This is a genomic window from Pseudomonas sp. 4CAES_32.4, assembly GCF_058136335.1.
Genome location: NZ_CM176882.1, coordinates 4,368,300 through 4,383,273, shown reverse-complemented (window position 1 = coordinate 4,383,273; position 14,974 = coordinate 4,368,300). Strand labels below are relative to the sequence as shown.

Annotated in this window: 15 protein-coding genes; 5 read left to right on the top strand and 10 right to left on the bottom strand. The window is 58.9% G+C overall.

Annotated elements, in window-relative coordinates; translation table 11 throughout:
* Window positions 1-12: 12 nt before the first annotated feature.
* Together moaB and AC3Y64_RS19610 are read left to right on the top strand one after the other, a co-directional pair.
* Window positions 13-552: a molybdenum cofactor biosynthesis protein B gene (moaB, locus tag AC3Y64_RS19615; protein ID WP_489984955.1), complete on the top strand. Its 540-nt coding sequence runs from the start codon at window positions 13-15 to the stop codon at window positions 550-552.
* The gene (locus AC3Y64_RS19610) at window positions 536-1,762 is read left to right on the top strand and encodes a molybdopterin molybdotransferase MoeA (RefSeq protein ID WP_489984954.1); all 1,227 of its coding nucleotides are present in this window, start codon (window positions 536-538) and stop codon (window positions 1,760-1,762) included. The genes moaB and AC3Y64_RS19610 overlap by 17 nt, the downstream gene beginning before the upstream one ends.
* Window positions 1,763-1,821: 59 nt before the next feature.
* Here AC3Y64_RS19610 and AC3Y64_RS19605 read toward each other — a convergent pair whose 3' ends face one another.
* Window positions 1,822-2,130 carry a hypothetical protein gene (locus AC3Y64_RS19605; protein WP_489984953.1) on the bottom strand — a complete coding sequence of 103 codons (309 nt, stop codon included), beginning with the start codon at window positions 2,128-2,130 and terminating at the stop codon, window positions 1,822-1,824.
* Window positions 2,131-2,445: 315 nt separating this feature from the next.
* On the opposite strand from AC3Y64_RS19605, the gene yegS reads away from it, so the two are divergent.
* Window positions 2,446-3,363, top strand: a complete 918-nt coding sequence (gene yegS, locus AC3Y64_RS19600) for a lipid kinase YegS (protein ID WP_489984952.1) — start codon at window positions 2,446-2,448, stop codon at window positions 3,361-3,363.
* Here the strand turns inward: yegS and AC3Y64_RS19595 are convergent.
* The 3 genes from AC3Y64_RS19595 to AC3Y64_RS19585 form a co-directional block, all read right to left on the bottom strand.
* Window positions 3,347-4,006 (bottom strand): response regulator, encoded by a 660-nt coding sequence (locus AC3Y64_RS19595; RefSeq protein WP_126365105.1) that lies wholly within the window; start codon window positions 4,004-4,006, stop codon window positions 3,347-3,349. The genes yegS and AC3Y64_RS19595 overlap by 17 nt on opposite strands.
* Entirely contained in the window at window positions 4,003-4,896 is an 894-nt protein-coding gene (locus AC3Y64_RS19590) for a sensor histidine kinase (RefSeq protein WP_489988002.1), read from the bottom strand. The genes AC3Y64_RS19595 and AC3Y64_RS19590 overlap by 4 nt, the downstream gene beginning before the upstream one ends.
* Window positions 4,897-5,371: 475 nt before the next feature.
* Entirely contained in the window at window positions 5,372-5,842 is a 471-nt protein-coding gene (locus AC3Y64_RS19585) for a hypothetical protein (RefSeq protein WP_489984951.1), read from the bottom strand.
* 450 nt (window positions 5,843-6,292) lie between these two features.
* On the opposite strand from AC3Y64_RS19585, the gene AC3Y64_RS19580 reads away from it, so the two are divergent.
* Together AC3Y64_RS19580 and AC3Y64_RS19575 are read left to right on the top strand one after the other, a co-directional pair.
* Entirely contained in the window at window positions 6,293-7,228 is a 936-nt protein-coding gene (locus AC3Y64_RS19580; RefSeq protein ID WP_007908676.1) for a chemotaxis protein CheV, read from the top strand.
* Window positions 7,229-7,396: 168 nt separating this feature from the next.
* The gene (locus AC3Y64_RS19575; RefSeq protein ID WP_489984950.1) at window positions 7,397-8,203 is read left to right on the top strand and encodes an MOSC domain-containing protein; all 807 of its coding nucleotides are present in this window, start codon (window positions 7,397-7,399) and stop codon (window positions 8,201-8,203) included.
* 86 nt (window positions 8,204-8,289) lie between these two features.
* On the opposite strand, the gene ppnP is transcribed toward AC3Y64_RS19575, so the two are convergent.
* The 6 genes from ppnP to atuC all read right to left on the bottom strand — a co-directional run bounded on the left by ppnP (window position 8,290) and on the right by atuC (window position 14,973).
* Window positions 8,290-8,574, bottom strand: coding sequence for a pyrimidine/purine nucleoside phosphorylase (ppnP, locus tag AC3Y64_RS19570; RefSeq protein ID WP_003226701.1), 285 nt, complete (start codon window positions 8,572-8,574; stop codon window positions 8,290-8,292).
* Window positions 8,575-8,679: 105 nt separating this feature from the next.
* Window positions 8,680-9,222 carry a 3'-5' exonuclease gene (locus AC3Y64_RS19565; protein ID WP_158959338.1) on the bottom strand — a complete coding sequence of 181 codons (543 nt, stop codon included), beginning with the start codon at window positions 9,220-9,222 and terminating at the stop codon, window positions 8,680-8,682.
* Window positions 9,223-9,292: 70 nt separating this feature from the next.
* Window positions 9,293-11,254: an acetyl/propionyl/methylcrotonyl-CoA carboxylase subunit alpha gene (locus AC3Y64_RS19560; protein ID WP_489984949.1), complete on the bottom strand. Its 1,962-nt coding sequence runs from the start codon at window positions 11,252-11,254 to the stop codon at window positions 9,293-9,295.
* Window positions 11,255-11,373: 119 nt separating this feature from the next.
* Window positions 11,374-12,171, bottom strand: a complete 798-nt coding sequence (locus AC3Y64_RS19555) for an enoyl-CoA hydratase/isomerase family protein (RefSeq protein WP_489984948.1) — start codon at window positions 12,169-12,171, stop codon at window positions 11,374-11,376.
* Window positions 12,168-13,325, bottom strand: a complete 1,158-nt coding sequence (gene atuD / locus AC3Y64_RS19550) for a citronellyl-CoA dehydrogenase (RefSeq protein ID WP_489984947.1) — start codon at window positions 13,323-13,325, stop codon at window positions 12,168-12,170. Before atuD ends, AC3Y64_RS19555 begins: the two co-directional genes overlap by 4 nt.
* Window positions 13,326-13,356: 31 nt before the next feature.
* Window positions 13,357-14,973, bottom strand: a complete 1,617-nt coding sequence (gene atuC / locus AC3Y64_RS19545) for a geranyl-CoA carboxylase subunit beta (RefSeq protein ID WP_489984946.1) — start codon at window positions 14,971-14,973, stop codon at window positions 13,357-13,359.
* Window position 14,974 lies beyond the last annotated feature (1 nt).

Here is a 14,974-nt window from a genome sequence, read left to right as displayed (position 1 = left end):
CTGGACGAGCCTATGAAAGCCAAGGCTGATGTACCTTTCGTGCCGCTCAATATTGCGGTGCTGACTGTCAGTGACACCCGAACGCTGGAAACCGACACTTCAGGCCAGGTCTTCGTCGACCGCTTGACCGCAGCAGGCCATAACCTGGCCGAGCGGGTGTTGCTCAAAGATGACTTGTACAAAATTCGCGCGCAAGTCGCCAACTGGATTGCCGACGATGTCGTGCAAGTGGTGCTGATCACCGGTGGCACTGGTTTTACCGGGCGTGACAGCACGCCGGAAGCCGTTGCCTGCTTGCTGGACAAAAAAGTGGATGGCTTCGGCGAGTTGTTCCGGCAAATTTCGGTGGCTGATATCGGCACCTCAACCGTGCAATCCCGAGCGCTGGCCGGTCTGGCCAACGGCACGCTGGTGTGCTGCCTGCCAGGTTCGACCAATGCGGTGCGGACTGGATGGGACGGCATTCTCGGCGAGCAACTGGATGCGCGTCACCGTCCGTGCAATTTCGTCACCCATCTCAAACAGGCTGCGCCTTGTGAATCCCGTGGGTAAGCCGGGAAAGACCGGCAGCCTGATGCCTGTCGAGGAGGCATTGGCGCGTCTGCTGGAAATGGCGGAAGCGTCGCCGATTACCGAGCACGAATATTTGCCGTTGGCTCAGGTCGAGGGGCGAGTGCTGGCCGAAGATCTGATTTCGGCCCTCGATCTGCCGCCCTGGCCCAATAGCGCCATGGACGGCTATGCCTTGAAACTGGCTGACTGGACGGGCGAGCCATTGCCGGTCAGTCAAAAAGTCTTCGCCGGACAGGCTCCCGAGCCGTTGCAGCCAGGCACGTGTGCTCGAATCTTCACCGGCGCGCCGGTGCCGGCAGGTGCCGATTGTGTGGAAATGCAGGAAAACGCCGAGGTTCAGGCCGATGGACGTGTGCGTTTCATCGAGACCATGGCGCCGGGCAAGAATATTCGTCCACAGGGCCAGGAAACCACATTCGGTGAACTGATTCTGCAGGCCGGAACCCGACTGGGGCCGATTGAGCAAGGTTTGTCCGCCTCTTTGGGCTGTGCCGGGCTCAACGTCGTGCGCAAGGTGCGGGTCGCGGTGCTGTCTACCGGTGACGAGCTGGTTGAGCCGGGACAGGCATTGGGCCCGGGGCAGATCTACAACAGCAATCGCGTGGTTCTGTGCAGTTGGCTGCAGCGCTTGGGATGCGAAGTGGTGGATGCCGGGATTCTGCCGGATGATCTGGTCGCGACCCGTGCCCGATTGGGTGAGTTGCAGGATGTCGACCTGATCCTTTCCACGGGCGGTGTTTCTGTCGGTGAGGCTGATTTTCTCGGTATTGCCTTGAGAGAAGAGGGCGAACTGGCGTTGTGGAAGCTGGCCATCAAGCCCGGAAAACCGTTGACTGTCGGCCATTTTCGCAATGTGCCGGTGATGGGGTTGCCCGGTAACCCTGCGTCGACACTGGTCACTTTCGCCTTGTTGGCGCGTCCCTATCTGCTGCGACGTCAAGGCGTGAAGGATCTCGATCCCCTGAAATTCCCCGTCCCCGCTGGTTTTGACTGGCCACAGCCGGGCAACCGCCGTGAATATCTGCGTGGGCGTCTGGAACAAGGGCGCGCCATTATTTATCGCAATCAGAGTTCGGGTGTCCTACGAAGTGCGGCTTGGGCCGATGGCCTGGTCGAGGTGCTGGAAGGTCGAACATTGGTCGCCGGAGATGAAGTCGTGTTCATTCCGCTGAGCGATCTTCTGGGCTGAACCTCTGCTCCGAGAGTGCAGGCTCGGCGAATGAACACCGATGCCTGCACGATCGGTCATCAGTGACCGATCAGGCTAACCAGCTGATCAAACCGACTGTTGGCCACCCATCCAAGCACGCCCAGCACCACTGCCGTAGCACCCGCCGAATAGGCCAGGCGATGCTTGATCGCCTTGACGTCACCCCTGACTTCGTCCATGTCGCGACGGATGTATTTGAGGTGGGTTTCCAGTTCAGCGAAGCGCGGTTCCATATCAAATTCTCCAGTGGCTTTGGCACTGCCCGTGAAATCGGATTTATGTGCAGTGCGGCTTTCGTTGATGGGAGCCACCGTACTCACTGGTTTTCTGGCTTCAGGACTTGGCATGCGAATATCCGTCTGGCGACCCGATTGCACATTTGCCGCGAAGCCCATCTTTAACGCTGATGACGTCCGAAAGGGTGTATCCACTCATTACATGCACATCCTTGTGTATTGTTGATCGAAAATTGATATCGCCTGCACACGGTGAACGACTGAATCGAAGAGGTCAATTAAGCCGTTTCCGTATGTTTTGTAAGAATAAATACCGCCGTGTAGGACGCTCGAGCCAGGCGCTTGAATTAATTGTGAATCTCGCGGCTTTTTTCCGGGCTTCAATGGTCAAGATGTTTCACACGATCCATTTGCGGAGTAACCGTTATGAGTGAACGCAGGGCGCTTTTGATTCTGCATGGCAAGCAGGCACTCAACGAGTCGGTACGCGAAGCGGTAGAAAGCCAGCGTGCGCAAGGCTGGGATCTAGCGGTGCGACTGACCTGGGAGGCGGGTGACGCTCAGCGTCTGGTGGAGGAGGCTTTGGCTGACGGCTATACGCAAATTATCGCAGGAGGCGGCGATGGCACTTTGCGTGACATTGCCGAAGCGCTGGCGTTGAATCCGCAAAAGGCCAGCCTGGTGCTTTTGCCGTTGGGCACCGCCAACGATTTCTCTCGCGCAGCGGGTATTCCGCTGGAGCCCGCTGACGCGCTGAAATTGCTTGATACAGAACCGACTGCCATCGATCTGGGGGAAGTCGGCGGGCAGATCTTCCTCAATATGGCCACGGGGGGCTTTGGCAGTCAGGTCACTGCCAACACGTCTGAAGACTTGAAAAAGGTCTTGGGCGGTGCGGCCTATCTGTTCACCGGACTGTCTCGATTCAGCGAGTTGCATGCCGCTTATGGCGAGCTGCAGGGTCCGGATTTTCACTGGAGCGGCGAGCTGCTGGCATTGGGCATCGGCAATGGCCGTCAGGCCGGCGGCGGGCATGTATTGTGTCCCGATGCCGTCGTCGACGACGGAATGTTGGACGTCAGCATTCTGCCGGCGCCACAAGAGTTGGTTGGTACGCTGAAAAACCTGCTGAGCGATGGGTTCGGCATCGACAACATGTTTGTGCGAGTCCGCTTGCCTTGGGTCGAAATCAAGGTTGCCGAGGGGCTTTACATCAATCTCGACGGTGAGCCACTGGAAGGCGAGAGCATGCGTTTCGAAGCGCGTCCAGCGGCGCTGCAGGTGCATTTGCCGAAGGACTCACCGTTGCTGTCTGGTCAGCCGCCGGTCAGTCGTCAAGGCTGATGATCTGCTCGCGCACGGCAAACAGCACCAGACCTGCCACGTCGTAGATTTGCAGACGCTTCATGATCTGCGATCGGTGGGTTTCCACGGTTTTGATGCTCAGGCCCAGGCCATTAGCGATTTCCCGGGTGGATTTGCCGCGTACGATCAGGCGCAGGATTTCCAACTGGCGCGCCGTCAGGTTGTGAGAATCGGCGACTTCCGGTTGCTGTTTCTGATTGCGGGTCAGGGCCTGGTTGATCACGGTGTGCGCGATGGCCGGGCTGAGGTAGCGTTCGTTGTTGCGCAAGGCATCCAGCGCGTGCTCAAGCTCCGTGGCGGTGGTGTCCTTGAGCAGATAACCATGGGCGCCGGACTCCAGCGCCTGCATGATCAGCGCCGGATCGGTGTGCATCGAGAGGATCAGCACTTTGCTCTGCGGGCGCACCCGTTTGAGTCGCTGCAAAGCCTCCAGACCGCCGGTTTCGCGCATCGAGATATCCAGCAGGACGATATCAGGCGCCAGTTGCTCGACCATTTCGAGCAGTTGTGAGCCGTCATTGGCTTCACCGATCACGGCGTAACCTGGAATATCCAGCACCAGAGCGCGCACGCCGGCTCTGATCAGCGAGTGGTCATCCACCAGAAGTAAGTTACAAGTCAACGCATAACCTTATTGGTACTGGCCCGTTCGAGTGCTCGGGGCGCCCAGGGGAGAAGTGCTTCGATTTGTGTGCCTTTGCCCGGCTCACTGGTGACCGTCAGGGTGCCACCCAGTTGTTCGATTCGCTCGGACATTCCGGCCATACCTCGTTGTCCTTCGCGCCCCGGATTGGCGGCGGGTGCGAAACCCTGGCCATCATCGCTGATCAGCAGTGTCAGTCCTTGCGGCAGACGTTGCACGCGAATCAGCAGATTGCTCGCCTGCGCGTGGCGCAGGATATTGGTCACCGCTTCCTGAGTGACGCGAAAGGCGGCGACGGCCATCTCTTCCGGAATACCGTTGAGGCGCTGCTGGCAGTCGAGGCTCCAGTGCACGTTCGTGTTGGTCAGTGTTTTGAGCAGATGCGCGCGCAGACTGGCTTCAAGACCCAGGCTGGTCAATTGGCGAGGATTGAGGATGGCCGAAACATCGCGCACTTTGTTGAGGGTTTCTTCAAGGATGTCGCACAGCGCGGTGCATTGTTCCTGCAAGTCTTGCGGCATTCGTCGTTTGAGCCACTCGCTTTGCAATTTGGCCGCGGTCAGCAATTGGCCGATGTCGTCATGCAGTTCTCGGCTGAGACGGTGCCGCTCGTTTTCCTGGACTTGCAGCAAGCGGTCGGCGAGTTCTTGCGGCTGAAATTTGATCGACTTGCGCGAGAGGCGGTATTGCACCCAGACGCACGCGGTAGCGGCAATATTGAGCAGCAGCAGAGCCAGGCAAAGCTGTGCGGAAAACCCATAGGTCAGCAGGCTGCCCAGTGCGGCCGCAACACTCAGAATGAGGGTGAACCGGCGTGCATTTTCCCGGGAAGGTGGCCAAGTGGTGATTGACTTGAGACTGGCGTACATAGCGGATGGAGCCAATGGATGTTCGCTGCGGATAGACCTGCCGGTGGCTGGCGGGTCTCTGTCTGAATATGCTGTCAATTATGTTATTGATTTCAATGTGGTCGATTAAGCATTGTTTGACCGTAAACTTCGGCGGATACCGGACATTGAAATCAATGTGCCATTAATACGAAAGCAACTAACGGGCGGCATAATACCACTTAAGATACCGTTGGTCGCGCTCACCCTATATGTCCAATGGGTCAGGAAATACATTGGCTTGGACGCTAGTTCCATAATGGAAAAATGTCTGTTTATTAGTTTTCGATAGATATCGATGTTGCCTGAAATCGTGTTCTAAACACACAGGCAAACCCTGAGATGGGGAGGAAAATGTCCGTATCGGTCAGGTGTGATTATTTAATTCGATTTGTCGCTGACAGGTATGAACTATTCATTAACGACATTCAGAGCAGAATCCGAACTGTCGCCCGGATCAGGCTTGGCGGTCTGAGTAATTCAAAGGTGGCAAACGTTTGCTCGCCAGCGACGATTGAAAACGACTTTGGCCTACCTGAAACGCGAATGCTTCAATCAGTGAGGTCTGCTCGGTTTCATCCAGGCCCAGTTGCCCGGTTTTCGGGTCGACCAGCTCAAGTTGCCACGCCATCAGTCTGAAGCAATCGCGCAGCGCATCGAGTGCCTGTTCGTGCAGGTCAACGTGTTCCTGCGTCAGATTGAGCAAGCTGTAGATGTGCAGGGAGAATTCGGAAATCGCTTCCAGTGCCAAGGCTTCGGCGCGGCTTGCAAGCTTGAGCAGGGTGCTCTGCATGCAGTCGATGGCGTCCTTGTCGTTGCTGATCAGTTGCAGGTGGCTGAGGCATTCTTCGGACTTGGCCAGCAGCGTTTCAGCCTCGACCAGGAACTCGGGGAAGCGTTGTGCCCAGTCTTTTCGGTCGATTGGCATGCTTATCTCCACAGCGTCATGTCTGATGAGGGAATGCCGTGTGTGACGACGATCGTGAATCGTCGGGAGATCGCGCCCAGACGTGCAGGTGCACGGACTGAGGTTTTCCAGGTGGGTTTCCACTGAATTGCGATCGCACACAATAGCCTGACTCCGTTCATGCAATGAGAATGGCGTCACATTAATGGCTATTGGATATTGCGAATATCAGGTTGGGCCTGATTGATACTAGGGGAATCCCTTAGATGCGGGAACCTACGGTGCAAACCGAGGTCGCGCCGGGAAGACTGTAGCAGATGAAAATCACGGCGCCAGTAAAGCATGATGTTAATGTGACATCAATGGGCGGTTGTGGCATTTTGATAACGTTTTTTGCGACGATCAAGATTCGCTACATGCAGCCGATAAACCCACTTAGTGAATTCATCAGAACAAGCCCAGGAGTCATTGATGGCCGGCATTCTCGACACGGTAGACCAACGCACACAACTGGTGGGTGAGAATCGCCTGGAAATCCTTATGTTTCGCCTGGCCGGGCGCCAGTTGTTCGCGATCAACGTGTTCAAGGTTCAGGAAGTGCTGCAACTGCCAAAACTGACCCTGATGCCTCAGCGTCACCCGTTTGTGTGCGGTGTGGTCAATCTGCGCGGGCAGACCTTGCCGGTCATCGACCTGTCCCAGGCGATCGGCATGCGTCCATTGGTGCCAGGCCCGAACAGCACGATCATCGTCACGGAATACAACCGTTCCGTGCAGGCCTTCCTCGTTGGTGGCGTCGATCGCATCGTCAACATGAACTGGGAAGCGATTCTGCCGCCGCCGACCAGTGCAGGTCGCCAGCATTATTTGACGGCGATCAGCAAGGTTGACGATCAGTTGGTGGAAATCATCGACGTCGAGAAAGTCCTCGCCGAGATCGTCCCGTACAACGCCAAGGTTTCGCGGGAAAAACTCGAAGACCCGGTGCTTGAGCGCGCCCGTGGTCGTGAAGTGTTGCTGGTGGATGACTCCAATGTGGCACTTTCGCAATTGCGCGACACCCTTGGCCAGCTAGGGGTGAAAATGCACATCGCCAGTGACGGCTTGAAGGCGCTGAACATGCTCAAGGCCTGGGCCGATACCGGCGTGAACATGACCGACAAGCTGCTGATGATCTTTACCGACGCGGAAATGCCGGAAATGGACGGCTACCGCCTGACCACCGAGATCCGTAACGACCCGCGTTTGCGCGGTCTGTACGTGGTGCTGCACACCTCGTTGTCGGGCAGTTTCAATGATTCGATGGTGAAGAAGGTCGGTTGCGACAACTTCCTCTCCAAATTCCAGCCGGACAAACTCGTCGACGTGGTGCGTCAGCGCCTGATGCTTGACGAAGTGCCGGCCTGATCACGCCCCCCCTTGTAGGAGTGAGCCTGCTCGCGAAAGCGGTGTGTCAGCTCCAAATTATTGCCTGACCCAACGCTATCGCGAGCAGGCTCACTCCTACAGTTTTTGCTCTTTGATTCCTGAGCAAGCTCGTATAGGGTGGCGTTTTTATCCCCCAGGGAGCTGGCCATGCTGCGTCTGAGCGCGCTTTATCGTTACCCGTTGAAATCCGGCAAGGTCGATCCGTTGCAAAGTGTCGCCCTCGACAAGCTGGGGCTTGATGGCGACCGACGCTGGATGCTCGTGGACGAAGCCAGTGGCCGTTTTCTGACCCAGCGTGCCGAAGCGAAGATGAGCCAGTTGTCGGCCCTGTGGAATGCGCAGGGCGGTCTGACCCTCAGCGCGCCGCAACAGTCATCCATCGAAATCCCTCTGCCGGATAACGACGCCGAGTTGCGTGGCATAACAATTTGGCGTGACACCCTGCGTGTGCCGGATGCCGGTGATGAAGCAGCCCGTTGGGTCAGCGATTTCATCGGCAAACCGACTCGTTTGGTGCAAGTGCCGCTGGATCGCGCGCGCACCACGCAGTCAGGTATCGGCAAGGATGATGATCAGGTCGCGTTCGCCGACGGTTTTCCGCTGCTGCTGATTGGCGAGGCGTCGCTGCAGGACCTTTCGCAAAGGGTTGGGCGGCCGCTGGAGATGCTGCGTTTCCGTCCGAATCTGGTGATCGAAGGCAGCGAGGCGTATGCCGAGGATGGCTGGAAACGCATTCGTATCGGTGATGTCGAGTTTCGCGTGGTCAAGCCGTGCTCACGCTGCATCCTGACTACCATCGACCCGCAAACCGGTGAGCGCAGCGCTGATCGCGAGCCGCTGGCGACCTTGCAGAAATACCGTGCCGAGGCCGACGGTGCGATGTTCGGTCAGAACCTGGTGAACGACAGCAACGGTCGACTGGAAGTCGGGATGTCGGTGGAAATCCTCGAATAAACCGTCACCGAAACGAAAAATGCCCGTGTCCTTGGACGCGGGCATTTTTTTGCGCAGTACTTCTTTTTTCGCTGCGGGCCGTGGTTTTAGCCGCGGTATTCGCACAAGTAAGCGGTATCGACGGCGACTTTCAGCTGGAACTTGCTGTTGGCCGGGACGTTGAACTGGCTGCCGGCGGCGAAGGTTTCCCAGTCGCTGCTGTCTGGCAGTTTGACGGTCAGTGCACCGGATACCACGTGCATGATTTCACGCTGGGCAGTGCCGAATTCGTATTCGCCCGGGGCCATGACGCCGATGGTCGCCGGACCTTCAGCGGTGCCAAAGGCGATCGACTTGACGGTGCCGTCGAAGTACTCGTTGACTTTAAACATGGGCGATTCCTCGAAAAGGGCTGAAAAATTGAGGCGGCCAGTATGCACAAGGCTTTCAACGCCGTCACCTGCCCGGCGTCTGTCCGGTGAGTTCTCGAATTGACCCTAGAGTGGCAACACCAGTGGCAATAATCGCGCGGTATTGCGCGCATCTTCCAGCGCCCGATGTTGCTGACCGCTGAACTGCATCCCCGCCAGCTGCAGCGCACCATTGAGGCCCAGCGGACGCTCGAGGCGTCGGGCCTTGGCGAAACGTTGCTTGAGGTTCATGTGCGGCACGCGGCTCAAGCCGCTGTCGATCTGCAGGCGCTGCCATTCCTGAAGCAATTGCTTGCGGTCGTAATCGCCCCAACTGGCCCAGCCTTCGAGGCGTGGCTGATGTTGCGCGAGCCAACGCTCGAACGCCGGCCAGACTTCGTTGAGTGGCTGCGCCGCATCGATATTGGCTTGGGTAATGTGCGTCAGCTCGCGACAAAATGGCGTCAGCAGGGGCCGTCGTGTCGGTTTGACGAAGCGCTGGAAGTGATCCTGCTCGCGCCCGGCACGATCAACCAGCGTGGCGCCGATCTCGATAATTTCCATCTCGGTGACCGGCCAGCCACCCTCGTCGGTAGTGGCTTCCAGATCTATGACCAGCCAGTGGGGCATCGCAGGGTTCCTGATTTCCGCGTTCTGATTATTCAGAGCGTAGCCAAACCCTGCATTTGCGCTCGGCTGACTACTCGACCTGCAACAGAACCTGACGATTTTTTACCTGATCGCCGACCTTGACCTGCACCCGCTTGAGCACGCCGTCGATGCCGGCCTTGAGCGGGTGCTCCATTTTCATTGCCTCCAGCACCACCAGCAATTGACCTTTGCTGACCGGGCTGCCTTCGCTGACCAGAACGTCGACGATGGCACCGTCCATCGGTGCTTTCAAGGTGCCGGAACTGACGCTGGTCTGACTGTCGATCACCGCGTGAGTTCGATCCTCCAGTCGCAGGGCGCCGGGATGCGTGAACAGCCAGAGTTGATCGGCAACGAGGCGATAGGCGTGACGCTGGCGCAAGCCGTCGATTTCCAGGGTCACCGACTGCGCGTCCTGGTTGATCAGTTTCAATTCGAGTGTGCGTTCGGCGACATTCACCTTGAACACGCCTTGCGGTTCAGCAAGCAGTTGCAGGGCCCAGTTCTGTTCGTCGAGACCGAGGCGATAAAGCAGTGGCACGCTGGCGTTATTGCGCCAACCGGAAAGTGGTTTGCGATGGGTGAGGGCGCTGGTTTGATAGAACAGCACCGCGGCGATGGCCAGATCTTCGACACTCGGCGAGTACCTGTTGAGGCTTGGGTGATCGCTGAAATGCTGCCCGATGAATGCCGTGCTGAAGTTGCCGCTGATGAACTGTGGATGTTGCAACAGGCTGACCAGCAAGCGCTGATTGCTTTGCACTCCGAGCAGCACCGTGTCCTGGACCGCGCGCAGGAGTTTGCGTCGCGCCTCCTCGCGAGTGGCGCCGTGGGCGATCAGTTTGCCGAGCATCGGATCGTAAAATGGGCTGACGGACTGGCCCTCGTACAAGCCGTGGTCGATGCGTGCGCCGTGTTGCTGCGCCGGCTCCCACGCCGTGATGCGACCGGTTTGTGGCAGAAAACCCTGCGCCGGGTCTTCGGCATACAGTCGCACTTCCATGGCATGGCCGCTGAGCTGGACTTGATCCTGAGTCAGCGGCAACGGCTGCCCCTCGGCAACCCATAGTTGCCACGCCACCAGATCCAGCCCGGTGATCAGTTCGGTCACCGGGTGTTCGACCTGCAAGCGCGTGTTCATCTCCAGAAAGTAGAATTGGCCGCGTGCATCGAGCAAGAACTCCACAGTGCCAGCGCCGACATAATTCACTGCGCGCCCGGCTTTCAGCGCCGCTTCACCCATGGCCTGACGCAACTCGGCGGTCATCACCGGGCAGGGCGCTTCTTCGATGACTTTCTGGTGACGCCGTTGCACCGAGCAATCGCGTTCGCCGAGGTAAATCAGATTGCCCTGTTGATCGCCGAACAGTTGCACTTCGACGTGGCGCGGCTCGATCAGCGCCTGTTCGAGGATCAGTTCGTCGCTGCCAAAACCGTTCAAGGCTTCGGAGCGTGCGGTGCGCAATTGTGCCGGTAAATCAGCGCCATCGTGGAGGAGGCGCATGCCGCGACCGCCGCCACCGGCACTGGCCTTGATCATCAAGGGGTAGCCGATGCGTTCAGCTTCGCGCAACAGGGTGGCGTCGTCCTGCTCGGCGCCTTGATAACCGGCGATGCACGGTACGCCGGCTGCGAGCATGGCGATTTTCGACCGGCGTTTGCTGCCCATCAGTTCGATGGCTGCGACGCTAGGGCCGATGAACGTCAGGCCGGCCTGTTCGCAGGCGCGGGCGAAGTCGGCGTTTTCCGAAAGAAAGCCGTAGCCGGGATGGATCGCGTCGGCGCCGCTGCGACGGGCGGCGTCGAGGATCGCCGGAATATTCAGATACGACTGCTGAACCGGGGACGGGCCAATGTGTACGGCTTGATCGGCCATTTGCACATGCAGGGCATCGGCATCGGCGTCGCTGTAGACGGCGACGGTGCGGTAGCCCAACGCCTGGGCGGTGCGCTGGATGCGGCAGGCGATTTCACCGCGGTTGGCGATCAGGATTTTCTGGATGGCGGGCATGGTGGGTTTCCTGAGGTTTTGGCGGTGGATGTGCTGGCCTCATCGCTGGCAAGCCAGCTCCCACAGGTTTTGTTAACGACGCAAATCCCCTGTGGGAGCTGGCTTGCCAGCGATGCTTTTTAGGTGGCCCACCGCGGTTTACGCTTCTGCACGAAAGCCATGGTGCCCTCGATCCCTTCTTCCCCCGTCACCGCTTCGCTGAACATCTGCGCGGCCTCATCGAGCAATTCACTCGAAAGCTGCCCGGCACTCGCCAACAGCAATCGCTTGGTCATGGCATTCGCTTCCGGCGCACAACACAACACATGTTGCAGCACCTCATCTAGACGTTCGGCCAGCGCTTGCGGGTCCTGTTCGACAAAATGCACCAGCCCCAGACGCCGTGCCTGATGGCCGTCAAAACGCGCAGCGGTAAGCGCCAGGCGCCGCGCCTCGGTCAGACCAATGCGTTGCACCACGAACGGTGCGATTTGTGCCGGCAGCAAACCGAGGCTGGTTTCCGGCAGACCGAATTGCGCCTGATGGTCGGCAATCGCGATATCGCTGACACAGGCCAATCCAAAACCACCGCCGAGCACCGCGCCTTGCAGCACGGTGATCAGCACTTGCGGCGCGTGTTGCGCTTCTTCCAGCATCGCCCCGAACGCGCGGTTCAAATCGCGGTAAGCATCGCTGCCCTGAGCGCGGGCGTTGGCCATGTCCTTGATGTCGCCGCCGGCACAGAAATGCCCGCCGGCACCGCTGAGCACCAGCGCGCGAACGCTGCGGTCATCGCGTACCGACGCCAGCACCGCGCGCAATTCGCTGACCATCTGCAGGCTCATCGCATTGCGGCTGTCCGGGCGATTGAGGGTGATGTGCAGCACGCCGCCATGCAGTTCCAGCAACAGCGTCTGGCAATCCGGCAGGCTGGTCATTTCTTTTTCCCCGGCAGAATGCCCATCAGTTTGCAGATGATCCCCAGCATGATTTCGTCAGCGCCGCCGCCAATCGACACCAGGCGCACATCGCGATAGGCGCGGGCCACCGGGTTGTCCCACATGAAACCCATGCCACCCCAATATTGCAGGCAGCTGTCGCTGACTTCGCGGCCAAGGCGCCCGGCCTTGAGCTTGGCCATCGATGCCAGCCGCGTCACGTCCTGACCTTTCACATACTGCTCGGTCGCTTGATAAACCAAGGCGCGCAGGCATTCGATTTCGGTCTGCAATTCGGCGAGGCGGAAGTGGATGACCTGATTGTCGATCAGCGCATTGCCGAAGGTCTTGCGCTCCTTGCAGTACTCAATGGTGCTGTCGACGCAATATTCCAGCCCCTTGATCATGTTCGCCGCGCCGAACAGGCGTTCCTCCTGGAACTGCAACATCTGCATCATGAACCCGGCGCCTTCGTGGCCGATGCGGTTGCGCTGCGGCACGCGCACGTCGTCGAAAAATACCTGCGCCGTTTCCGAACTGCGCATGCCGAGTTTGTCCAGGTGCGAACTGAGACTGATCCCCGGCGTGTTCATCGGCACCATGATCAGCGACTTGTTGATGTGCGGTTTATCGTCCGAAGTGTTGGCCAACAGGCAAATGAAATCAGCACTCGGCGAGTTGGTGATCCACATCTTGCTGCCGTTGATCACGTAATCGTCGCCGTCTTTGCGTGCACTGGTTTTCAGCCCGGCGACGTCGGAACCGGCGCCAACCTCGGAAACACCGATGCAGCCAACCTGCTCGCCGGTGATTGCCGGACGCAGAAACTCGTCGCGTAAATCATCGGAGCCGAAGCGGGCGAGGGCCGGCGTGCACATGTCGGTCTGCACGCCGATCGACATCGGAATGCCGCCGCAATGAATGGTGCCGAACTCTTCAGCGGCGACAATCGAATAGCTGTAGTCGAGTCCCATGCCGCCGAATTTTTCCGGTTTGGAAATGCCCAGCAAACCGAGGTCGCCGGCCTTGCGGAAGATCTCGTGGATCGGAAAGCGGCCGGCCTTTTCCCATTCATCGACGTGCGGATTGATCTCGTGCTCGACGAACTGGCGGACGGTACGGCGCAGGGCTTCGTGTTCCGGGGTGAAGATCATTTTTTATTGTTCTCCGTAAGATCCGTGGCGGTCAGAACCGGCTGACGCCGAAGCTGTTGGGTTGCAGCGTGCGAATGTCGGCTTCGTGGCAGATGTCCAGCAAGTAGCCGAGCAGGGTGCGCGTGTCGCGTGGGTCGATCAGCCCGTCGTCCCACAAGTTGGCGCTGCCGTAGAGGGCGGTGGACTGGCTGTCGAGTTTTTGTGCGGTGACCTGTTCGAGCATGTCGAGCATTTTCGGGTCGGGCGTCAAACCGTCCTTGAGCTGTTTGGCTTCGGTGACGATGCGCAAGACTTTGCCGGCCTGCGCGCCGCCCATCACTGCCGTGCGGCTGTTCGGCCAGGCGAAGATGAAGCGCGGGTCGAGGCCGCGTCCGCACATCGCATAGTTGCCCGCGCCATAAGAACCGCCGACGACGATGGTCAGTTTAGGCACCCGCGCGTTGGCCACCGCTTGAATCAGTTTCGAGCCGTGTTTGATCACGCCTTGCTGTTCCGATTCGGTGCCGACCATGAAGCCGGTGATGTTGTGGAAAAACAGCAACGGTGTCTGGCTCTGATCGCACAAATGAATGAACTGCGCGGCCTTGCTCGCGCCGTTCGGCGTGATCGGGCCGTTGTTGCCGATGAAGCCGCAGGCGCGGCCCTGAATCTTCAATTGACCGCAAATGGTTTGCTGATCGAATTCGCCCTTGAATTCGACGAAGCAAGATTCATCGGCAATGCGCGCGATGATCTCCCGCACGTCGTAAGGTTTTTTCGGATCATCCGGGATCAGCCCGAGCAACTCTTCGATGGGGTAGAGCGGCTCTTTGTATTGGGGCTCCGGCAGCCATGGCAGTTGCTCGTTCCACGGCAACATACGGAGGATTTCGCGCACCTGACGCACGCCGTCGGCATCGTTTTCGGCCAGGTATTCAGCCGTGCCGGCAACCTGCGCGTGCATCTCGGCGCCGCCCAGTTCTTCGTCGGTGGCCACTTCACCGGTGGCCGCTTTCAACAGCGGTGGGCCGGCCAGAAACAGTTTGGCCTTGCCTCGCACCACCACCACGTAATCCGACAGCCCCGGCTGATAAGCGCCACCCGCCGTGGCCGAGCCGTGCACCACGGTGATCTGCGGCAAACCCATCGCTGACATGCGCGCCTGATTGGCAAAACTGCGTGCGCCTTCGACGAAAATCTCGGCGGCGTAGTTGAGGTTGGCGCCACCGCTTTCGGCGAGGGTGATCACCGGCAGTTTGTTTTCCTGGGCGATCTGTTGCAGGCGCAGGGATTTTTTCAGGCCGCTTGGCGAGATCGTGCCGCCCTTGATCGCGCTGTTATTCGCCACGACCATCGCGCGGATGCCGCAGATATAACCGATACCGGCGATCAGTCCGCCGCCGGCCGAGCTGCCGTCCTTATCGTCGTGCAGTTTGTAGCCGGCGAGGCTGGCCAGTTCGAGGAACGGTGCGCCGGGATCGAGCAACAGGTTCAGGCGTTCGCGGGGCAGTAATTGCCCGCGTTTGTCGAATTTCGCTTTGGCCTCGGCGGCCTTGTTCAGCAGGTTCTGTTCGAGTTGCTGGACGTGTTCGATGGCCGTGAGCATCGCCGCACGATTGCGGACAAAGGTCTCGCTGTGCGGGTCGAGTTGGGACTGGATCTGCGGCATG

What these genes read in the sequence shown, in the direction of transcription:
- AC3Y64_RS19560 (WP_489984949.1), bottom strand. Translation starts at nt 11,254, where the DNA reads ATGCCCGCCATCCAGAAAATCCTGATCGCCAACCGCGGTGAAATCGCC.
- AC3Y64_RS19555 (WP_489984948.1), bottom strand. Translation starts at nt 12,171, where the DNA reads ATGACCAGCCTGCCGGATTGCCAGACGCTGTTGCTGGAACTGCATGGC.
- AC3Y64_RS19590 (WP_489988002.1), bottom strand. Translation starts at nt 4,896, where the DNA reads ATGTACGCCAGTCTCAAGTCAATCACCACTTGGCCACCTTCCCGGGAA.
- ppnP (WP_003226701.1), bottom strand. Translation starts at nt 8,574, where the DNA reads ATGTTTAAAGTCAACGAGTACTTCGACGGCACCGTCAAGTCGATCGCC.
- AC3Y64_RS19585 (WP_489984951.1), bottom strand. Translation starts at nt 5,842, where the DNA reads ATGCCAATCGACCGAAAAGACTGGGCACAACGCTTCCCCGAGTTCCTG.
- yegS (WP_489984952.1), top strand. Translation starts at nt 2,446, where the DNA reads ATGAGTGAACGCAGGGCGCTTTTGATTCTGCATGGCAAGCAGGCACTC.
- moaB (WP_489984955.1), top strand. Translation starts at nt 13, where the DNA reads ATGAAAGCCAAGGCTGATGTACCTTTCGTGCCGCTCAATATTGCGGTG.
- atuD (WP_489984947.1), bottom strand. Translation starts at nt 13,325, where the DNA reads ATGATCTTCACCCCGGAACACGAAGCCCTGCGCCGTACCGTCCGCCAG.
- AC3Y64_RS19580 (WP_007908676.1), top strand. Translation starts at nt 6,293, where the DNA reads ATGGCCGGCATTCTCGACACGGTAGACCAACGCACACAACTGGTGGGT.
- AC3Y64_RS19575 (WP_489984950.1), top strand. Translation starts at nt 7,397, where the DNA reads ATGCTGCGTCTGAGCGCGCTTTATCGTTACCCGTTGAAATCCGGCAAG.
- atuC (WP_489984946.1), bottom strand. Translation starts at nt 14,973, where the DNA reads ATGCCGCAGATCCAGTCCCAACTCGACCCGCACAGCGAGACCTTTGTC.
- AC3Y64_RS19605 (WP_489984953.1), bottom strand. Translation starts at nt 2,130, where the DNA reads ATGCCAAGTCCTGAAGCCAGAAAACCAGTGAGTACGGTGGCTCCCATC.
- AC3Y64_RS19565 (WP_158959338.1), bottom strand. Translation starts at nt 9,222, where the DNA reads ATGCCCCACTGGCTGGTCATAGATCTGGAAGCCACTACCGACGAGGGT.